Origin of the sequence: Streptomyces paludis, assembly GCF_003344965.1 — a bacterium.
GTDB lineage: Bacteria > Actinomycetota > Actinomycetes > Streptomycetales > Streptomycetaceae > Streptomyces > Streptomyces paludis.
In genome coordinates, this window is record NZ_CP031194.1 from 3901726 (window position 1) to 3921816 (window position 20091).

The following is a 20091-nucleotide window of genomic DNA, read 5'->3' on the forward strand; positions in this document are numbered from 1 at the left end:
GTCGCGCCTCCAGGGGAGGTGTAAAGGGCGCTCCTTCGTCGCGTCGGCTGCGCCGACTCCGCTGCGCTCCGCCCTTGACACCTCCCCTTCCGGCGCGTGTACGGGAGAGGGGGGGGCGGCCGGGGGGAGGGGGCCCGGGGGGTGGTGCCGTGCTGCCACTCGGCTTAGGGGCTGGCGGGCGGGTGGGCCCTGCGGGGCGCGCGGTAGAGGAATGGGGTGACTCGGCCCCGTCTCGGCGGCTGACGGTCCGCTGTTTGCTGAGACTCAAGCCCCGCTGGTCACCGGGTGTGGGTTGTGGGATTTCTGGGACGCGGGTGGCGGCAAGTGGGCCTCTGAAGGCCGTCCATGCGTCCTGGAGTGCCGCTAACGCACCTGAGGACACATATGCCGCCCGAGAAGACCCCCAACGGGCTTCCAAACCGCCCCATATGGGGCGGATTGGCGGGAGTATGGCCCGCAGACCCGAACCGGACAGCAGGACCCGTCCGCCTTCCGGGCACCACAACGCAACGGTGACCAGCGGGGCTTGAGTCGCAACCAGCAGCGGACGGTTGGCCGCTGAGCCGGTGTGGGGCCGCCCCATTCCTCTGCTGCGCGGCCCCGCAGGGCCCACCGGCCTGCCAGCCCCTGAGCCGGCCGGCAGTGCGGCGCCACCCCTTGGGCCCCCTCCCCCCGGCCGCCCCCCCTCTCCCGTACACGCGCCGGAAGGGGAGGTGTCAAGGGCGGAGCGCAGCGGAGTCGGCGCAGCCGACGCGACGAAGGAGCGCCCTTTACACCTCCCCTGGAGGCGCGACACTGGCAGGAGGAGGGGCGGCCCAGCCCGCACCCGGCGTTCAGCTGCTCGCCCCCGTACACCCCCGTCTGCTTCTCATCGCTGGACCCTTGCAAAGGGATTACGTAATTACGTAAAGTCGTTCGTATGGAGCTTGTTGAGCGGGTCGCTGCTCTGGAGCGGCGGCTTGCCGCGTTGGAGGCCGTGGGGTGTGGCGGTGGTCGGGAGTCAGAGTCCGGGGGAGGTGAGGACGGGCCTGGGGAGGGTAGGGCCTTCTGGGCGTTGCAGGGGCTCAAGGAGGAGCTGGCCGCTAGTGATGCCGGTGAGGTGGCCGGTGGGGGCGTCCTCTATACGGGTGCCGTGCGGCTTGCGACGGGGGAGCGGTACGAGTGGCAGTACGGCGCGTTCACCGACGCGCTTCTCGACGCGGGAGCGGCCGGCGTGACGGCCGGGGGCGCGGATGACGGCGGGGCCGGCTGGGGTGTGGCCGCTGAGTCGTTTGCCGCGCTGGGGCATGTGGTGCGGTTGCGGTTGCTGCGGGAGATCCTCGGCGGCCGGCGCACCGCCGCCGAACTGGCCGAGCTGGACGGGCTCGGTACCACCGGGCAGATCTACCACCACCTGCGCCAACTCACCGGCGCGGGCTGGCTGCACCCGGCCGGGCGCGGCCGGTACGAGGTGCCGGCCGCTCGGGTCGTACCGCTGCTGGTGATGTTCAGCGCGGCGCGCCCGTAGCGCGTGGAAGTACCGCAATGACAAATGGGGGAAGGTGACGGCAATGGCCGTTCGCAGTGTGTCCGTTCGCAAGCTGATGATGGTGGCCCTCCGGCTTACCTGGATGGTCTACGCCGGGCTGATCGTGGGCCGGCTCGCCGGGCTGCCCCTCTCCTGGTGGGTGGTCCTCTCTCCTCTGGTCGTCCTGCTCGCCCTGAGCCTTGGTCAGAGCAGCGGCAGGGGACGAGGGAAGCGGGGTCTGCGGGCGGGGCCGCCCCCGGCCGTCGAGGTGGCCGTGCCGGTCGCCGGGCGGTGGTCGGTGCTCAACAGCCCGGCGGACAAGGTGCCCAGCCACGGCACACACGGCTACGGCCAGACCTACGCCATCGACATCATCGCCGAACCCGCCCCCGGCGCCCGCCCGGCCTTCGCGTGGTTGTGGCCGGTCGCCCGCCGCAATGAGGACTTTCCCGCCTTCGGGCAGCCGCTGTACGCGGTGGCCGACGCGACCGTGGTCCACGCGGACGACCACCGGCGTGACCACCTCAGCCGTAACTCCCTTGCGGGCGTGGCTTATCTGCTGCTTCTGGAGAGCGCCGTGCGCGAGATGGGCGGTGCCGGTCTCATCGTCGGCAACCATGTCGTCCTCGACCTCGGGGACGGTACGTACGCGATGTACGCCCACCTCCAGCGAGGCTCTCTCCAGGTGCGGGCGGGGGACCGGGTGCGGGCGGGGCAGCTCCTGGCCCGCTGCGGGAACTCCGGCAACTCCTCCGAGCCCCATCTCCACTTCCAGCTGATGGACCACCCGGACCTCGATGTGGCAAGCGGGATCCCGTTCAGCTGGCGTGGCATCGGTGTTCCGGCGAACGGTGAGGTCTTCCGGGCCGGAGACGCGTCGCTCAGCCCACCTTGAGCTGGGTGAGCAGGTCCAGTGTGTCGCTGTTGACCCAGTACTCCACGAACTTGCCGTCCATCATCGCTGGGCCTGGGTTACGGGTTCAGCACGATCTTTCCGGCCACCGTCCCGGACTCGGCCAGCGTCATCGCCTCGGCCACGCGGCTGAGCGGCAGTTGGGCCGCGATCCGGGCGCTGATCTCACCGCGCTGGACGGCCTCGAAGACCTGGGTGAGGTCGGCGTGCAGCCGGGCCCGGAAGCGGTTCTTGGCGAGGCCGCGGCCGGCCCAGAAGTTGTAGAAGTAGGCGCGCCGGCCGTTGGGCAGTGTGTTCCACAGCCACACCTGGCCGAGGATCTTCATCACGGGCCACTGCTTCGAGCCCTCGTCGTCCCGGGTGGAGGCGCTGCCGTACGAGACGAGCGTGCCGCCGGGGGCGAGGAGGCGCCAGGAGTCGGTGGTGCTCCGGCCGCCGAGGTGGTCGAAGACGGCGTCCACGCCGCCGGGGGCGAGTTCGCGGACGCGGGCGGGGATGTCGTCGGTGCGGTAGTCGACGGGGGTGACGCCCTGGGCGCGCAGGGTGTCGTGGTGGCGTACGGACGCCGTGCCGATCACCTTGACGCCCGCGAGGTGGGCGAGCTGGACCAGGACCGAGCCGACGCCGCCGTTGGCGCCGTGCACCAGGATCGTCTGGCCGGCGCGGATCCGTGCCTTGCGGTGGAGCATCTGCCAGGCGGTGATGCCGTTGACCACCATGGTCTCCGCCTCCGCCGCGCCGATCCCCTCGGGGACCCGTACCGCGTCCGCCGCGTCGACGCGTACATGGCTGGCCCAGCCGCCGACCTTGACCACCGCCGCCACCCGGGCCCCGGTCAGGCCGGGCTCGACGCCCGCGCCGACCGCCGCCACCCGGCCGACCAGGTCGTAACCGGGCACGAAGGGGAACGCCGGCTGGTCGTAGTACCGGCCGCGGCGCATCTGCTGCTCGGCGAACGAGACGCCGGTCGCTTCCATCCGGATCACGATCTCCCCGGGGCCCGGTACGGGGACGGATCCGTGCCGGAGCTGAAGCCCCTCCGGCGCCACCTTGCCCGGCAGGACGACCTCGACGAGTCCCTCGGCGTTCATGACTACCTCCGCTTGTCCGATTGTTACGCGTCCTCGTGTTCGTTATAAGTTCTAACGCACGGGCGGAGTGAGTGTCAATACTTTTCGCTATACCCTCTAACTAGTGGGCGCGGTGGTCGGCAACGTGAAAAAGCCGGTGCCGACGTCTCTAGCGACGTCAGCACCGGCAACAACGCAGGGCCGTCAGCGGCGGGCGGGGTCAGATGACCGGCGGCCTGCCCAGCCGCGTCATCCGCCACACCGTCCGCCACCGCATCGGCCGCCGCGGGCCGCACGGTGTCCGTACGCCCTCGAAGAACCCGCCGAACCACGCCTTCAGCCCGCTCACCGAGCGCGTACGGGCCAGGGTGAGCAGGATCCACGTACCGAGGTACGCCGGTACGAGCGGCGCGGGGAGGTGGCGGCGGGCCAGCCACACCCGGTTGCGGGCGGTCATCCGGTAGTACTCGGCGTGCCGGGCGGGTGATGTACGGGGGTGCTGGAGGACCAGCTCCGGCGTGTAGAGGATCCGCCAGTCCGCGTCCAGCGCGCGCCACGCGAGGTCGGTCTCCTCGTGCGTGAAGAAGAACGCGTCGGGCCAGCCGCCGGTGCCCTCCAGCATCCGCATGGACAGCGCGTGTCCGCCGCCGAGGAAGGTGGTCACCTCGCTGCCCTGCATCGGGTCGCCGACGCGCAGCCGGGGGACGTGCCGGCGCTGGGTCAGCCCGGTCTCGTCCGCGATCCGGAAGCTGACGATGCCGAGGCGGGGGTCGGCCTCGTACAGATCGGCGATACGGGTGATCACATCGGCCTCGATGAGCAGCCCGTCGTCGTCGAGGTCGACGAGCACGTCCACGTCACCGCTCTCCCGGAGCCTCTCCATGGCGACGTTGCGCCCGCCGGAGACGCCCAGGTTCTCCGGCAGTTCCACGCCGATGACGCCCTCGGGCAGTTCGGGCAGCGGCGCGCCGTTGCCGACCACCACGACCCGTGTCGCGGCCTCCTGCTGCTTGGCCACGGAATCCAGCAGGGCCCGCAGCTCCACGGGCCGGTTCCCCATGGTCAGCACGGCCACACCCACACGCGGTCGGGACACGTCCAGATCACTCCAGCAATCAGTAGGGCGCTGTCGGCGGGGCGGAGAGCGGTGCCACAGCGGGAAATCGATGCTATCCGGCGGTTGTCGCCCTCTTGTCATCGGAAGATGTCCGGGCGGACGTCCGTGGTTCATCTCGGGCCGCGTGTTTTGCCCGGACGCCTTGCCCGGACGCCTTGCCCGGGGCCGCGATCTTTGCAAAGGACACACGATTCCGTGATCGGTACGCGACCCAGAGCTATGTCCGAGAGCGCTTTCCCTGTGACACACTGCGGCGCATGCTGGTGCACGGGGGACAGGTGTGAGGTGTGAGTGAACCGCGGCCTGCCGCGACGATCGGCCAACTGGTCCTGAGCAGACAGCTCCAGGCCCTTCGCGAGCGCGCCGGGTTCAGCCGCGGCCAGGCCGCGAAGCTGCTGCGGGTGGCCCCCGCGACCGTACGGAGGATGGAGACCGCCGAGGTCGGCCTGAAGATCCCGTACGTGGGGGTGCTGCTGCGGGCGTACGGTCTGCCCGAGGACGAGGCGGCGGTCTTCCTGCGGCTCGCGGACGAGGCCAACAAGCCGGGCTGGTGGCAGCGGTTCCACGATGTGCTGCCGGACTGGTTCGGCGGCCATGTCAGCCTTGAGGAGGCCGCCCGCACGATCCGGGGGTACGAGCCGCACTTCGTGCCGGGGCTGCTCCAGACCGAGGACTACGCGCGCGCGATCCTCACGTACGGCGAGGTCGGCCCGCATGACCCGCGGCGGATCGAACGCCTGGTGGCGCTGCGGATGGCGCGCCAGGCGCTGCTGACGGGAGCGGACGCGCCCAGCTTCTGCGCGGTCCTAGACGAAACGGTTCTGCACCGCCGGGTCGGCACGCCGGCCGTCATGCGGGCGCAGCTGGACCGGCTGCTGGCCGCCGCCGAACTGCCCAACGTGACGCTCCGGATAGCCGAGTTCGCCGCCGGCCACCACCCCGGCACGTACGGCCCCTTCGTCCTCTTCCGCTTCGCCGTGCCCGAACTCCCCGACATGGTCTACGTGGAGCACCTGACCGGCGCGCTCTACCTCGACCGGACGGCGGAGGTGGCGGCGCACGCGGAGGTGATGGACCGCATGGTGGCGCACGCGGGGTCGGTGGGCCGGACGAAGGAGATCCTGACGGCCTTCCGCGACGCGTTGTGAGTGGCGGGGAGGAGCGGGGCTCGTTTCGCAAAGAAGTCGTTGCAAAGGTTTCTTTGCATGGCTACTCTTGTGTACATGAACGCGCCCAACGACCCGGACCAGGACCCGCGGGTCCGTAGTCTCGATGCCCGCTCCCTGCGCGGGCTCGCGCACCCGCTGCGTATGCGGCTGCTCGACGCGCTGCGCTTCGGCGGTCCGGCCACCGCGTCCCGACTCGCCGAGAAACTCGGTGAGTCGAGCGGTGCCACCAGCTATCACCTAAGGCAGCTCGCCGCCCATGGCTTCATCGAGGACGCCCCCGAGCAGGGCACGGGGCGGGAGCGGTGGTGGAAGGCCGTTCACCAGGGGCTGCGTTTCAGCGACACCTTGTTCGCCGACGACAACCCGGAGGTGCGCGGCGCCGCCGATATGTATCTCCACCAGGTCGCGACCGCTCATACCCGGGACCTGTCGACCTGGCTGGGCAACCGTCAGGCGTGGCCGGCGGAGTGGAACAGCGCCTGGGACATGAGCAGCGAGACGCTGCGGCTGACTCCGGAACTCACCCAGGAACTGGTCGCGAAAATGCACGCGCTCATGGAGTCCTACCGCGATCGGGCGCTGGACGAGGGCGCGGGCGCGGACGGTACCGGCGCCGAGCAAGTGCGTTTCCATACCCATGCGTTCCCCCTCATCACGGAGTGAGAGGCCCAGTCCATGCACGCCGAGAGTTACTTGGCCCTGCACCATGTCCACGCCGCCGGACTCCGGGCCGAAGCCCACGCCCACAGCCTCGCCGCCGACGCCGCCGCGGCCGGCACACCGCCCCGGCGGCCCCGCGGCCGTGGCCTCCGCGCGCGGTTGGGGTGGCGGCTTGTGGAGGTCGGTCTGCGGCTGGCCACCGCGCCCGGGGCCGGGGCCGCCTGAGCGGCAGCAGTCGCGGCGAAGGCCGCGCCTGGGTGGGTGCGGCCTTCGCCATGACAGAGAAAACGCGGTAGTTGATGTGTCGCCTCAGTGCCGCTTCAGCGCACTCAGCGGTGGTGGGGCGACGTCAGCAGGTGCTGTCGAAGAAGCTCCTTCCCGTAGTCGTTGCCGTTCGGCGTGCGGACCACGCAGTGGAGGTGCTGCTGCGTGGGCGCGCCACCGTTCTGTTCGCCGTACAGGGATCCGAACGCGAACGGGGACTGGCAGTCCACCTCGATCCAGATGACCGGGCTCTGGACGCGGCAGTAGAACGCCGACGTGGCGGCCGTACCGCCCATCCAAGCGAAGTGGGTGTCCTGGAGGTGCTTGCGGACCTCGGACATCTGGACCTTGGCGACGTCGTTCTTGGCCTTGCCCACGAACAGCTCGATGAGCGCGAGCAGTTTGGTCCGCTGTACGGACGTCAGCCGGTTCGCCCGGATGCCCGTGTACTCCTGGACGGCGTTGTCGGAGAACGCGCCCGCTATCAACTCCTCATTGTCCTTCGTCGACTTGAGGATGGCGGCGGAACGCTGAGCGGTGTCGAGGGAGTTGACGGCGGCGAGCGCCGCCTTGATCTCGTCCTGCATGACGTCGACGGTCTTGTTGTCGATCTCCATCGACGTCGGCTCGCAGCCCCAGAAGCAGGGGCTCATCACGACCTGGTCGCCGAGGACGAAGTAGTTGATGACCAGGTGGTGGCCGTCGAACTGGAAGCCCCAGGGCTCGGTGGCGGACGGGGTGCCCATCACCGTCCAGTAGTACGCCTCCGCGTACTGCGTCTGGTTGATCGCCTCGCACGCCGCCTTGTTGATCCGGCGGGTGAGCTGGGTGGTCTCCAGCCCCTGCGCGCTGAGCGCGGCGGTCAGCAGGGCCTCGCCCAGCGCGTTCTGCTCGGCGGAGAGGTTCTCGATGGACACGCCCTGGCGGGTGTACGCGTCGATGTTGCTCCACAGCCGCCACTCGGTGGAGTGCAGGGAGAACTGCGCGTCGGACCGCTCGGTGTCGCTGAGCCCGGCGAGGAACGCCGTGGCGGCGGCGATCACCGGGGCGGTCTTCACGCCCTGGGAGTGGACGGTGTAGAGGTCGTCGATCCGCTTGCCGTCCGTGGTGACGCCGAAGAACTCCTCGGTGATCCCCTCGTTGCCGGGGCCGCCGGCGCCGCCGCCCGGGCCTCCCGGGCCGCCGCCGGGCGCGCCGCTCGGGTCGGTGGTGGCCGTGTCGGTGGCCGAGGGGTCGGGGGCGGCCGTACCGGTGTCGTCGTCGGCGAGCGCGGTCCACGCGCCGGCGCCGCCCATGGTCGCGACGGCCGTCGCACCGCCGGCGAGGAAGACCTTGCGCATGAACGTACGGCGGCTCGCGTGGGCGCGGCGTCCGGTCTCGGCCCGTACGGCGGTGTCCTGTGTGGCCCCTGCGGTCCCTGCGTCCCCGGTGTCGAGTTCGGTCATCGTCGCCGGCTCCTCTCGTCATGGGCACGTCCCTCGTGGACGGCCGTGCGAGACGACTGTGGGGCAGCAACCTGAGTCCCACCTGAAGCCGGTGGAGTGGAGAGCGGGAAAGCGGCGTTCAGCTCGGCTCGGACAGTGCCCGCAGCCGGTGCTCCTTCGGCGAGAGCCCGTACGCGGCCCGGAACGCGTGGGTGAGTACGGAGGCGTCGACGATGCCCCAGCGGGCGGCGACGGCGTGGATCGGGGTGGTCCGCAGCGCGGGGTTCTCCAGGTCGCGGCGGATACCGGCCAGCCGCTGGCCGCGGATCCAGGCCGCCACCGTCTCGCCCGGCGCGCGCTGCTCGAAGAGCCGGTGCAGATAGCTGAGCGAGATGTGGTGGGCGGCGGCGATCACGGGCGGCTTCAGCTCGGGGTCGTGCAGGTTCTGCCGGATGAACGCCTTGACGCGTTCCGTCATGGCCTGCTGGCGCGTCTCCGGCGGCAGGGCGGCCTCGGCGTCCAGCGCGCGGGCGAACCACGCCGCCACCAGGTCGAGTACGACCGTACCCAGCCGTGGCGCGTCGGACGGCTGGAGGGTCTCGGCCTGCCGCTCCAGACTGATGAGGAACTCCGAGAGCAGGGCGCCCATGCCCTCGCGCCCCGACAGCCCCCGGCCCAGCAGGTCCCGTACCCGGTGCGGTGGCAGGGGCAGCAGCGCCTTGGGGAAGTCGACGCCCACTCCTCGTATGACACGGCACCTCCCGTCGTCCGCCGACCGGACATCGTAGGGCGCCGAGCTGTCGGCCATATGCAGGTCACGGGGACCGAACGTATTCGTCCGCCCGGCGCTGTCGATCGCCAGTCCGCCGTCGAGCAGCAGCGTCAGGTGGTACAGCTCGGGGTCCGACTGGCGCACCATCTTCGGGCTCCGCCGGTAGCGGGTCGGCAGGAAGGACGTCGGCCATACGGTCACCGGCCCCAGCTCCATCAGCCGTATCTCCGCGCGGAAGTCGGAGTGATGGACGCTGATCATGTCGCTCGACCGGGTGCGACCGACCAGTTCCCGCCAGTAGTCGAACCTGTCCGCCGCAGGCAGGTCCTCGCTCCGGAACACGGTTCCGATCATCATCGTGCCCACTCTCCGTCGTGCCACCGAGTACTGCTTCGCCGACGGCCTCGCACTGGTTCCTGCCGTTTTACCGTCCGCAGCGGGATTAAAGCTCAAGCGGGGAGTCGGTCATGGCCCCGGGGGTGGGGTGAGGGACGGACCGGGGAGCGGACCGGCGAGCGGACCGGGGAGGGCCGGAAATCGCTGGGTGAGCCAACGTCGTTTCCGTACAGGGAAGTTCGTTGCGAGGTGCTTCGGCGCTGGGTGCTTCGATGGCGGGCAGGTCGATGCCGGGCAGGTCGGTACAGGGCAGGTCGACCGTGAACGCCGTACGGCCCGGTTCGCTCTCCACGCCGATCCGGCCGCCGTGCGCCGCCGTGATGGCCGCGGCGATGGCGAGACCGAGGCCGGCGCCGCCGCCCGCGCCGCCCGAGGTACGGGAGCGAGAGGCGTCGGCGCGGGTGAAGCGTTCGAAGACGGTGGGGAGCAGCCCCGGCGGGATGCCGGGGCCGTCGTCCCGTACGCGGATGACGCAGCGCCGTGGCGCGGCCGTCTCGACGGAGGCGACGACCGTGGTCCCGGCGGGGGTGTGGGCGCGGGCGTTGGCCAGCAGGTTGGCCACCACCTGGTGCAGGCGCGCCTCGTCGCCGGTGACGAGGGCCGGGCCGTCGTCGAGGAGCAGCACGAGCTGCCAGTCGTGTCCGTCGCCCGCCGCCCGCGCGTCCCACACCGCCTCGGAGACCAGGGCCGCGAGGTCCACCTCCGCGGACTCCAGCGGCCGTCCGTCGTCGAGCCGGGCGAGCAGCAGCAGGTCCTCGACGAGCCCGGTCATCCGGGCCGACTCGGCGGAGACCCGGCGCCAGGCGAGGCCGGGTTTGATCTTGTGGGTGCCGCGGTTCATGAGTTCCGCGTATCCGGCGATCGAGGCGAGCGGGGTACGGAGTTCATGGCTGGCGTCGGCGAGGAACCGGCGCATCCGCTCCTCGCCGCGCTGGCGTCGGGCGAGCGAGGACTCGACGTGGTCGATCATCCGGTTGAGCGCGGCGCCGACCTGGCCGGCCTCGCTGCCGGGGTCGGTGTCGCGCTCGGGGACCCGGAGGAGGCCGGTGACCTCGCCGCTGCCGAGCGGCGAGCGCGACACGGCGACGGCGGTCGCGGCGACCCGGCCCAGCGGGCGCAGCTGGCGGCGGATGACGACGGCGCAGACGCCGCAGGCGAGGGCGAGCCCGGCGGTGGCGACCGCCGCCTCGACCACGACCAGACCGTTGAGCATGGTCCGTACGTCGTCCATGGGGAGCCCGATGAGGACGTAGAGCCCGTCACCGCCGAGGACGGCGATCCGGTACGTGCCCAGGCCGGGGACGGTCCGGGTGTGCAGGGAGCCGTCCGCGCCGATACCGGCGAGGGCGGCCCGCTGGTCGGCGGTGACGGCCCGCGGCCGGCCGTCGGGCCCGATGACCTCGGCGGCGGTGACGGTCCCGTCGGTGGCGTCGAGCCGGGCGGCGAGCGTACCGGCGGCCTGCCCCTGCTCGTTGAGGAACGCCAGGTCGGTGTCCGTACGCGGGCCCACCTTGACGCCGCCGAGGCCGCGCTCGGCGGCGTTGGTGACGCGCTCGTCCAGATTCCCGAGGAGGTAGGCGCGCTGTACGCAGATGGTGGTGAGCGCCATCGCCGCGCACACGACGACGAGGGCGGCGCCGATGGAGAGCACCAGCCGGACGCGGAGCGAGCGCCCGCTCGACGGGTGTACGCGACGACGACGGAGCGGCCAGTGTCCGCGCGGCCAGTGCGCACGCGGCCAGTGTCCGGGCGGCAAGTGTCCCTGTAGCCGTAGCCGTAGCCGTAGCCGCAGCCGCTGAGGGCGCGTACGTACCCAAGGCCGTTCCCAGGCCCGTGGCCGGGTCGGGGGCCTCGGGTGCGGTCCGGCCGGGGGGCGGCCCGGGGGCCGGGTCGGGTCGCCGCCGGGGGCCCTCATCTCGCCTCCTCCGCCGCGCGGATCGCGTACCCCACACCGCGCACGGTGTGGATCATCGGTGCCCGGCCCCTGTCGATCTTCCGGCGCAGGCTGGAGATATAGACCTCGACCAGATTGCCGCCCCCGTCGAACGAGCTGCTCCACACCCGGTCGAGGATCTGCGCCTTGCTCAGCACCTGGCGCGGATGGCTCAGCAACAGGCTGAGCAGGTCGAACTCCTTCGCGGTGAGCCCGACGCGGGCGCCGTCGCGGTGCACCTCGCGGGTCCGCTCGGTCAGCACGAGTCCGCCGAGCACCCGCACCGGGTCGTCCGTCCGTATCTCCTCGGCGCCGGTCCGGCGCAGCAGCCCGCGCAGCCGCAGCACGACCTCCTCCAGGGAGAACGGCTTGGTCACGTAGTCGTCGGCGCCCGCCGAGAGTCCGTCGATGCGGTGTTCCAGCGCGTCGCGGGCGGTGAGCATGAGGACGGGCAGCTTCGGGTTCTCGGACCGCAGCCGGCGCAGCACCTGAAGTCCGTCCAGATCGGGGAGCATTCCGTCGAGGACGACGACATGCGGTGCGCAGCCGCGTGCGGCGCGCAGCGCGCTCTCGCCGTCACCGGCCGGGTACGGGCGCCAGCCGGCCTCGGTGACGGCCACGGACAGCAGCTCGGTGAGTCCGGGCTCGTCGTCGACGATCAGGACGCGGACCCGCTCGCGGGTACGGGCCCCGGTGCTGCTGGGCGTGGCGCGATCCGTATACCGGTCCATGTACGGATCGTGTCCCGGTCGGCTGGGTGAATCCTGTGTTCCACCTGGGTCCTGGCCGTGGGTCGCGGAAGCCGGAAGCCGGAAGCCATGAGGCGGACACGCGGAGGGCCCGCCCGGTGTCCGTCACCGAGCGGGCCCTCCGTCGTACAGGCGCGCGTTTACGTGCGTGCGTCCGCCGGACCGGTCAGTCCGTGACCTCGACCCGGCCGTTGTTGACGGTCGTGCCGCTGGTCGTGCCGTTCGTCGTCTCGGCCGCCGGCGCGGGGACGACCGCCGTGCCCTTGCCCGCGGTGATGCCCTTCAGCAGCTCCGCCAGGTCGACACCGGTGGTCGAGCTGAGCAGCTCGACGCCCTGCGCGACGTTGTCGGTGACCGTACGGGCCAGCTGGCTCGCGCCGTCCGTGGAGATGACCGTCAGCTTGTCGATGGCGCTCAGCGGCTCCGACGCCTTCGCGACGACCGACGGGAGCACCTCGACGAACATCTGGAGAACGGCCGCGTCGCCGTAACGGGCGAAGGCGTCCGCCTTCTTGTGCATGGCCTCCGCCTCGGCCGCGCCCTTGGCGCCGATCGCGGCGGCCTCCGCCTCACCCTCGATCTGCACGGCGGCGGCGAGCGCGGCGCGGTGCGCCTTCTCGCCCTCACCGGTCAGACGCGAGCGCTCGGCGTCCGCCTCGGCCTCCTTGACCAGGGCGACACGACGCGCCTCGGCCTCCTGCTCGGCCTGGTAGCGCGCGGCGTCGGCGGGCTTACGGACCTTGGTGTCCAGCTCGCGGTCGGTCAGCGCGGCCTGGCGCTCGGCGACCTTCTCCCGCTCGATGAGGACGTCCTGCTCACGCGCGGCCTGGGCCAGCGGGCCGGCGGCGGCGGCGCGGGCCGACGCCTCGTCCGTCTCGGCCTTGATCTCGGCCTGCTTGAGCTGGAAGGTCCGCTGCGCGATCGCGATCTCTTCCTCGGCCTTCAGGCGCGCCTGCTCGGCGGCCCGACGGGAGACGGCCTCCGCGATGTCGGCCTCCTGCTTGGCCCGAGCGGCCTCGGGACGGCCGAGGTCCTCCAGATACGAACCCTCGGTGGTGATGTCCTGGATCTGGAACGCGTCGAGCACCAGGCCCTGCCCGGAGAGGCTGGCCTCGGCCTCCTCCGCGACCTGCCCGGCGAACGCGGCACGGTCACGGATGATGTCCTCGACCGACATCCGGCCGACGATGGAACGCAGCGCGCCCGAGAGCACTTCCTGCGTGAAGCCGACGATGCCGCCCTGCTGCTGGAGGAATCGCTGGGCCGCCGCGCGGATGGAGTCGTCCGTGCCGCCGACCTTGACGATGGCGACGCCTTCGAGGTTGGCCTTCACCCCGCGCAGCGTCACCGCGCCGCGCACGGCGATCGGGATGTGCCGGCTGGACAGGTCCAGCGTGAACTTCTGCTGGACGAACGGGACGACGAAGACGCCGCCGCCCACGACGACCTTCTGGCCGCTGTTGTCGACCGAGACCTGACCGGTGGTCGGGTCGGTCGACTTCTTGCCGCGCCGTCCGGTGACGATGAACGCCTCGCTGGGCCCCGCGACCTTGTAGCGCGTGATGACGACAAGGGCCAGCAGGACGACGAGTACGACGACCCCCAGCACTGAGATGACAACTGGACTCATAAGGCTCTCTCCCTTGCCTCCCGGGGGGATGGCAGTTGGAACGGTTCGCGCGGGATCCCCCGCGCAACGTGCAGGTCGATGTGTCGGAGCTGTCGAGAAGGAAGAGGGAAAAGGGAAGAGGAGACAGGGATACGCGATCCCCGGGCCCGCGTTCCGTCAGCGTTCTACCTTGCGCACCCTGACGGAGCTTGCCGACAGCGTCTCCTCGACCCAGATCTCCGTGCCGTACGGCACGGCCTCCGCGCTCTTCGCCGAGAACTTCATCGGCTGGCCGCCCAGCCGCAGCAGCACCTCGCCGTACCCGGAAGCCGGAATCGCCGTGACCACGGTCCCCGCGCTGCCCACCAGGTCGGACCCGCGCGGGGTCGTCGCCGTCTGGTCGCGCATCAGGACCTTGCTGAACTTCCAGGTCAGCCACCCGGCTCCGACACCTGCCGCCACCCCCGCGGCGGTGGCCGGCGCGGTGCCGAGATTCGTGGTCCCGAGGACTATCGCGGCACCGAAGCCGAGCATTGACATGAAGCCCGCGATCACGGGCAGCGAAAACAAGCCGTCGAACAGGCCGTCCAGCACATTCACACCACCGAAGAGCCCCTCGATCACCCCGTCGAAAATCAGTGACAGGACGAGCAGGACAAGCCCCGCGATGCCGATTCCCAGAAACAAGGTCATCGGATCCACCTCCCCCTACGCCGCAGCTTCCTCGGCCAGGACTCCATAGTGACATCCCGGTCTGACATTCGGCACTGCCGATTCCCGGCAGTCTTAACGCGCTCTTGATGCCGACCCGCCACGGGACCTCCACGGCTCCGCCGCGTGACCGGCCCGGGACCTGCGCCGAATCCGATACCAGATCGGCGCGGGCGCCGGGCCGAGTCTCGGCGCGCAGGCCGAAATCCGTTGTCAGAACGTTTTTTCGGGCCAGCCCATCAGCCTCGCCCCGATCACGGCCGTCTGCAAGGTGTAGCGGTGTGTGGGATCCGCCGGATCGGCCCCGGTCAGCTTGTGGATCCGCTCAAGGCGGTACGTCAGGGCCCGTACGCTCAGTGACAGCCGCCGCGCCGCCTCCGCCGCCACGCACCCCGCGTCGAAGTAGACCGTGAGGGTTTCGAGCAGCGGCTGGGCGCCGCCCCGGGCGGACTCCAGCGGGCCCAGGGTGTTGAGGACCAGCTCCGTCATGGCGTGCCGGTCCCGGGTGAGCACCGGATAGACCAGCAGATCGGCGGCGCGCAGCACCGGTTCGTCCATGCCGAGCCGCTCGGCGAGATCGAGGACGTTCAGCGCCTCCTCGTACGACTGGACGACCCCGCCCACGCCGGGCTGCGGCCGGCCGACCGCGACCCGGCCGCCGTCCGTCGCCGCGTACGCCCGCTTCGCGAAGTACGAGAGCACCTCGGCCTGGTCGCCCGGCGCGACGCACACCATGCGGCCGGCCTTCGTGGTGAGCAGCACACTGCGGTCGCCGAACCGGCCGAGCAGCGCCTGCTCCACGGCGCGCGGCACGGCGTCCTCCTCGTCGTACGCGACGAAGCCCTCGGCGACGGCGACGGCGTGCTCGTACGAGAGGCGCAGCCCGAACCGTTCGGCGCGCTCGGCCAGCCGGCCGAGGTCGCTGCGGCCGTACAGCAGGTCGTCGATGAACTCCCGGCGCGCGGCGGTCTCCTGCCGTACGGCGAGGCGCTGCGCGCGCTCGTACCCCTCGGCGAACGCGTCGACGGCCTGCTCGACGGCGGCCAGGACGCTGTCGGGGTCGCCGGCCTCGGGCCAGTCGGCGCGGGCGGCGGCGAGGTGCGCGCCGACCAGCGCGCGCAGTTGGAGGCCGGCCTCGGCGGCCTGCTCGCCCAGGGTGCGGCGGGAGAGGATCTCCGCGCGGGTGAGGCGGCGGCCGGTGAGCGAGGCGGCCATGAGGATGGAGGCGTACCCCTCCAGATACTCCCCGGGTATGCCGTGCTCTCCCGGGGAGCCGCCGTTCGGCCCGCCGCCCGGCCCGGTCCCGCCCGCTCCGGCGCCGCTCGGTCCGCCGTTCCCCGTGCCTCCAGCGCTTGCTGTGCTTCCCGTGCCGCCGTCTGTACCTCCCGCGCCGGCGGCGCCGCCGCCGCTGCCGTTGCCGCTGCCGGTTCCGACTGCCACGCGTACGCTCCCGGTCGCTGGTCGCCGGCCCCTGGTCGGACCGGTCCCGCCGAACGTAACCCATGGCGCGCGGGGTCCCGTCCGCCGCACGCGTTCGGGCTGCGGGCACGGTCGCGAACCGGACAGCGCGGCCGGACGGGACTCAGCGACTCGGCAGCTCAGGGACCATCAGGCACACGCGGCCGATCAGTGGGATCCCACCGCGCCGAGCGATTCCAGCGCCGCCGCGACCACCGCGTCCGCCGTCATCCCCTTCGCCGTCATCGCGTCCGACGCCGACGCCGACAGCCCGAACCCGTCGATCGTCACGGCGCGTCCCGCGTCGCCGATCAGGTCGTGCCAGCCGAAGACCGACGCCGCCTCGACGACCACGCGCGCGCGGACCGACGGCGGGAGCACCGCGTCCCGGTACGCCGCGTCCTGCTCGGCGAACCAGTCCTTGCACGGTACGGAGACGACGCGCGCGCCGATCCCGCGCTCCGCGAGCGCCGCCCGCCCGGCGAGTGCCAGGGCCACCTCGCTGCCGCTGGCCAGCAGGATGACATCGGCCGTCTCACCGGCCCCTGCCACCACATACGCCCCGCGCGCCACACCCTCCCGTACCGCCTCGGCGGGTGTCGGCAGCACCGGCAGACCCTGGCGCGCCAGCACCAGCCCGACCGGCCCGGGGCGGCCCGCGCCCGGCCGCGCCAGGGCGCTCAGCCAGGCGGCGGCGGTCTCGGCGGCGTCGGCCGGGCGGACCACGGAGAGGCCCGGCATCGCGCGCAGCGAGGCGAGGTGTTCGATCGGCTGGTGGGTCGGGCCATCGGCGCCGAGCGCCACGGAGTCGTGCGACCAGACGTGGACGACGGGCAGCCGCATCAGGGCCGCGAGGCGCAGCGACGGACGCTCGTAGTCGCTGAAGACGAGGAACGTGCCGGCGAAGGGGGTGTCGTAGCCGACGATGGCGATGCCGTTGAGCGCGGCGGCCATGGCGTGCTCGCGTACGCCCCAGTGAATGTTGCGCCCGGCGGGACCGCCGTTCTGCTCCTCCCCTACGGGGAGGAAGGAGCCGCCGTCGGCGATGGTCGTACGGTTGCTGTCGCCCAGGTCGGCGCTGCCGCCCCACAGGCGCGGCAGCCGCGCGGCGAGCGCCTGGATGACCTGGCCGGACGCGTCGCGGGGCGCGATCGAGGCGCCCGTCTCGAAGGCGGGCAGCGCGGCCTCGGCGCCGGCCACCTCCGCCGCGTCGAGCGGCCGGATCGCGCGCTCGCGCGCGGCGGCCCGCTCCGGGTGCGCCGCGCTCCACTCGGCCAGCGCCTTGTCCCAGGCGCGGTGCAGCTCGGCGCCGCGCCCCAGGGCGGCCCTGGTGTGCTCCAGGACGTCGGCCGGTACGGTGAACGGCTCGGCGGCCACGCCCAACAGCGCCTTCGTGGCGGCGACTTCGGCCGCGCCGAGCGGCGCGCCGTGCGCGGCGGGCGTGTTGACGGCGTGCGGCGCGGGCCAGGCGATCTGCGACTTCAGCACGATCAGGCTGGGCCGGCCCTCGGTGGCGTGCGCGGTGGAGAGCGCGCCGTCGAGCGCGTCGGTGTCGATGTCGCCGTCGGCGCCGAGGCCGACGGTCTGGACGTACCAGCCCTGCGCGGCGAAGCGGGCGGCGGTGTCCTCACGGGTGGTCAGATCGGTGGAGCCCTCGATCTGGATGCTGTTGTCGTCCCAGACGACGACGAGGTTGTCGAGGCGGTGCCGCCCGGCGAGCGCGCCGGCCTCGTACGAGATGCCTTCCTGGAGGTCGCCGTCGGAGCAGAGCACCCAGACGGTACGGGCGGGGATCCCGGTGCCGTCGCCGGCATTGTCCCCGCTGCCGCTGCCGCTGCCGCTGCCGCTGCCGCCGCTGTCGCCCGTGAACCGGCCCTCGTCCCGCTTGAGCGCCATGGCCATGCCCACGGCGGTGGCGACGCCCTGCCCGAGCGGCCCGGTCGTCATCTCGACGCCGGTGGTGTGCCCGAGTTCGGGGTGACCGGGCGTCAGGGAGCCGAGCTGCCGGAAGCTTCGCAGGTCGTCGAGGTCGAGCCCGTACCCCGTGAAGTAGAGCTGGGTGTACTGGAGGATGCTCGCGTGCCCGCAGGAGAGCACGAACCGGTCGCGCCCCTCCCACGCCGCGTCCGCCGGATCGTGCCGTATGTGCCGCTGGAACAGCAGATGCGCGACGGGCGCGAGCGCCAGCGCGGTGCCGGGGTGGCCGGATCCGGCCGACTCGACGGCGTCCATGGCGAGGGCACGGGCCACGGCGATGGCGCGGCGGTCGTTCGTGCCGAGCGCGGGGCTGGTCGTACCGGGAGCGGGGCTGGTCGTACGGGGAGCGGGGCTGGTCGTACCGACGGCGGGGAGGGTCACGGCGGGCTCCTAAGAGATCATGTCGTCATGATGACTCAGGACAACGTAACCCACCGCTGATTCCGCGCCAGGGGCCGATCTCATGGGCCTGAGGGAGGCCGGAGTGTTACAAGCGAATTGCCTATTGACGTCTTCTGGGGTTGTGGTCATTATGACGTCTTGATGACACAAGGACTCGACGAGGAGACCCCGGATGGCCGAGCACAAGTACGCCCAGGTGCGCGACCATCTGCTGCGCCGGGTCAGTGATCTCCCCGTGGGGGGCCAGCTTCCTCCGGAGGCGGCGCTCTGCGAGGAGTACGCGGTGAGCCGCATCACACTGCGCCGCGCGGTGGAGGAGCTGGTCAATGACGGCCACCTCATCCGCGAGCACGGCCGGGGCACCTTCGTCACCCGCCCCCGTTACGCGCTGAAGCACCGGGAGCGGTTCGTCAGCGAGGTCACCGGCTTCTTCACCCAGATGAGCCGGCAGGGGCACACCGTCACCTCCGAGGTGCTCGCCCAGAAACGGGTGCGGGCGGGCGCGCGGCTCGGCGCCGCGCTCGACATCAGCCCGGCCGCGTCCGTCATCCGGCTGGAGCGGCTGCGCCGGGTGAACGGGGTGGTGCACCACCTCGCGGAGTCGTATGTGGAGGCGGAGCGGTTCGAGTCGGTTCTGACCGCGGACTTCTCCTCCACCTCCCTCTACGCGTATCTGCGCGCGCACCACGATGTGCTGCTCGCGCGGAACGAGATCGTCGTCGGTCTGCACGCGTGCGACCGGCGAGAGGCGGAGCTGCTGGGGGTGGAGGGGGGCTCGCCCCTGCTGCTGGCGACGTCGAGGGTGTTCGACCTCAACCGGAAACCGGTGATCCACGGGACGTCGAAGTTTCTGCCGCAGACGGCGGAGCTGTCGTTCGACATCATCGCGGACGCCGAGTAGCGGTCGTCAGCGAGCCGCGGTAGTCCATGGCGCCGCGGTAGTCCATGGCGCCGCGGTAGTCCATGGCACCGCGGTCGCCCACGGAGTAGCGGTCCTCTTCAACCTACGGAGAACAGAAATGCTCAGCGAACTGCTGACGGCGGAGAAGATACGTTTCTCCAGCGACAGCCTGACCTGGCGGCAGGCCGTGACCCAGGTCGCGGAACCCCTCCTCGCCGCCGGCGACATCACGGCCGGCTATGTCGACGCGATGATCGAGTCGATCGCCGCGGGCGGTACGTACATCCACCTCGGTTACGGGATCGCGCTGGCCCACGCGCGGCCCGAGGCCGGTGCCGTACGGACGTCGCTCTCGATGCTGCGGCTCACCGAGGGTCCCGCCCCGCTGCTGGACCTGCCGGAGCACGCCGTCGACCTCTACTTCTGCTTCGCGGCGGTCGACGCCACGGCGCACACCACGGCGATGTCGTCGCTCGCCCGCATTCTGTCGGACACGGAGACCCGCGAGGCGCTGCGCGCGGCGGGCTCGGCGGCCGAAGTCACCACGTTGATCAAGCGATTCGAGGAGGACCGATGAAGTTCCTGGCCATGTGCAGCACCGGGCTCGGCAGCAGTTTCATGGTGCGGATGAACATCGAGGACATCGTCCGTGAGCTTCAGCTCCCGGATGTCTCGGTGGAGCACTGCGACATCAGCTCGGCCGGTCCGGACAGCGCCGACGTCTTCTTCGTCGCGAAGGATCTGGAGGAGGCGGCGGCCGGGCTCGGTGATGTCGTCGTACTGAACAGCATCATCGACAAGGACGAGCTGCGCGAAGCGGTGAAGGCCGCGGCGGTGAGGCACGGGGCGCTCTGACCGTGCGCCCGGCGCGCTCGGGCGCCCTCCCCGACCCTCCCCGTCCCCCCTTATTACGTACGTCCCCATCAACACCCCCGTCCCCATCACTACCCCCGCACCACCCCCTTCAAGGAACGTCCTGACCCGCCCCAGCGTCCGACCCTCTCGCCAGCGCCAGCTGTACGAGGCCGACGGAGACGGGGGGCGGGAGCGCGGATCCCC

The 20091-nt window shown here is 71.6% G+C and carries 18 protein-coding genes; 8 read left to right on the plus strand and 10 right to left on the minus strand.

The features are described 5' to 3' along the window. Positions 1-919: 919 nt before the first annotated feature. On the plus strand, positions 920-1507 hold the full coding sequence (locus DVK44_RS17200) for a winged helix-turn-helix domain-containing protein (protein ID WP_114660458.1): 588 nt from the start codon (positions 920-922) through the stop codon (positions 1505-1507). A gap of 43 nt (positions 1508-1550) precedes the next feature. Continuing rightward, on the plus strand, positions 1551-2402 hold the full coding sequence (locus tag DVK44_RS17205) for a M23 family metallopeptidase (RefSeq protein WP_228447209.1): 852 nt from the start codon (positions 1551-1553) through the stop codon (positions 2400-2402). A 77-nt stretch (positions 2403-2479) separates the two neighbouring features. Here DVK44_RS17205 and DVK44_RS17210 read toward each other — a convergent pair whose 3' ends face one another. Further along, complete coding sequence (locus DVK44_RS17210) at positions 2480-3511, minus strand: medium chain dehydrogenase/reductase family protein (protein ID WP_114660459.1); 1032 nt, start codon at positions 3509-3511, stop codon at positions 2480-2482. A 199-nt stretch (positions 3512-3710) separates the two neighbouring features. Next, positions 3711-4586: a glycosyltransferase family 2 protein gene (locus DVK44_RS17215; RefSeq protein ID WP_228447210.1), complete on the minus strand. Its 876-nt coding sequence runs from the start codon at positions 4584-4586 to the stop codon at positions 3711-3713. Positions 4587-4894: 308 nt separating this feature from the next. Here DVK44_RS17215 and DVK44_RS17220 point away from each other — a divergent pair, with 308 nt between their 5' ends. The 3 genes from DVK44_RS17220 to DVK44_RS17230 are packed head-to-tail and all read left to right on the plus strand — an operon-like array spanning position 4895 to position 6661. After that, positions 4895-5755: a helix-turn-helix domain-containing protein gene (locus tag DVK44_RS17220; protein ID WP_114660461.1), complete on the plus strand. Its 861-nt coding sequence runs from the start codon at positions 4895-4897 to the stop codon at positions 5753-5755. A gap of 57 nt (positions 5756-5812) precedes the next feature. Continuing rightward, positions 5813-6439 carry an ArsR/SmtB family transcription factor gene (locus DVK44_RS17225; RefSeq protein WP_228447211.1) on the plus strand — a complete coding sequence of 209 codons (627 nt, stop codon included), beginning with the start codon at positions 5813-5815 and terminating at the stop codon, positions 6437-6439. Between the two features lie 12 nt (positions 6440-6451). Further along, the gene (locus DVK44_RS17230) at positions 6452-6661 is read left to right on the plus strand and encodes a hypothetical protein (RefSeq protein ID WP_114660462.1); all 210 of its coding nucleotides are present in this window, start codon (positions 6452-6454) and stop codon (positions 6659-6661) included. A gap of 104 nt (positions 6662-6765) precedes the next feature. Here DVK44_RS17230 and DVK44_RS17235 read toward each other — a convergent pair whose 3' ends face one another. From DVK44_RS17235 to DVK44_RS17270, 8 genes are all read right to left on the minus strand, one after another. Beyond that, complete coding sequence (locus DVK44_RS17235; RefSeq protein ID WP_114660463.1) at positions 6766-8145, minus strand: DUF3500 domain-containing protein; 1380 nt, start codon at positions 8143-8145, stop codon at positions 6766-6768. Positions 8146-8263: 118 nt separating this feature from the next. Continuing rightward, positions 8264-9250 (minus strand): AraC-like ligand-binding domain-containing protein, encoded by a 987-nt coding sequence (locus tag DVK44_RS17240; protein WP_114665206.1) that lies wholly within the window; start codon positions 9248-9250, stop codon positions 8264-8266. An 88-nt stretch (positions 9251-9338) separates the two neighbouring features. Next, positions 9339-10901, minus strand: coding sequence for a sensor histidine kinase (locus DVK44_RS17245; RefSeq protein ID WP_114665207.1), 1563 nt, complete (start codon positions 10899-10901; stop codon positions 9339-9341). 302 nt (positions 10902-11203) lie between these two features. Continuing rightward, a complete protein-coding gene (locus tag DVK44_RS17250) occupies positions 11204-11956 on the minus strand; it encodes a response regulator transcription factor (RefSeq protein WP_114660464.1) in 753 nt (250 codons plus the stop codon). 184 nt (positions 11957-12140) lie between these two features. Then, the gene (locus DVK44_RS17255) at positions 12141-13604 is read right to left on the minus strand and encodes a flotillin family protein (protein WP_114660465.1); all 1464 of its coding nucleotides are present in this window, start codon (positions 13602-13604) and stop codon (positions 12141-12143) included. A 156-nt stretch (positions 13605-13760) separates the two neighbouring features. After that, complete coding sequence (locus tag DVK44_RS17260; RefSeq protein WP_114665208.1) at positions 13761-14276, minus strand: hypothetical protein; 516 nt, start codon at positions 14274-14276, stop codon at positions 13761-13763. A gap of 231 nt (positions 14277-14507) precedes the next feature. Beyond that, positions 14508-15509 (minus strand): PucR family transcriptional regulator, encoded by a 1002-nt coding sequence (locus DVK44_RS17265; RefSeq protein WP_114665209.1) that lies wholly within the window; start codon positions 15507-15509, stop codon positions 14508-14510. A gap of 411 nt (positions 15510-15920) precedes the next feature. After that, on the minus strand, positions 15921-18110 hold the full coding sequence (locus DVK44_RS17270; protein WP_408055327.1) for a transketolase family protein: 2190 nt from the start codon (positions 18108-18110) through the stop codon (positions 15921-15923). Positions 18111-18303: 193 nt separating this feature from the next. Here DVK44_RS17270 and DVK44_RS17275 point away from each other — a divergent pair, with 193 nt between their 5' ends. The 3 genes from DVK44_RS17275 (at position 18304) to DVK44_RS17285 (ending at position 19887) form a co-directional block, all read left to right on the plus strand. After that, positions 18304-19032 (plus strand): GntR family transcriptional regulator, encoded by a 729-nt coding sequence (locus tag DVK44_RS17275; RefSeq protein ID WP_114660466.1) that lies wholly within the window; start codon positions 18304-18306, stop codon positions 19030-19032. Between the two features lie 118 nt (positions 19033-19150). Then, a complete protein-coding gene (locus DVK44_RS17280) occupies positions 19151-19609 on the plus strand; it encodes a PTS sugar transporter subunit IIA (protein ID WP_114660467.1) in 459 nt (152 codons plus the stop codon). Then, entirely contained in the window at positions 19606-19887 is a 282-nt protein-coding gene (locus tag DVK44_RS17285; protein ID WP_114660468.1) for a PTS sugar transporter subunit IIB, read from the plus strand. Before DVK44_RS17280 ends, DVK44_RS17285 begins: the two co-directional genes overlap by 4 nt. Positions 19888-20091 lie beyond the last annotated feature (204 nt).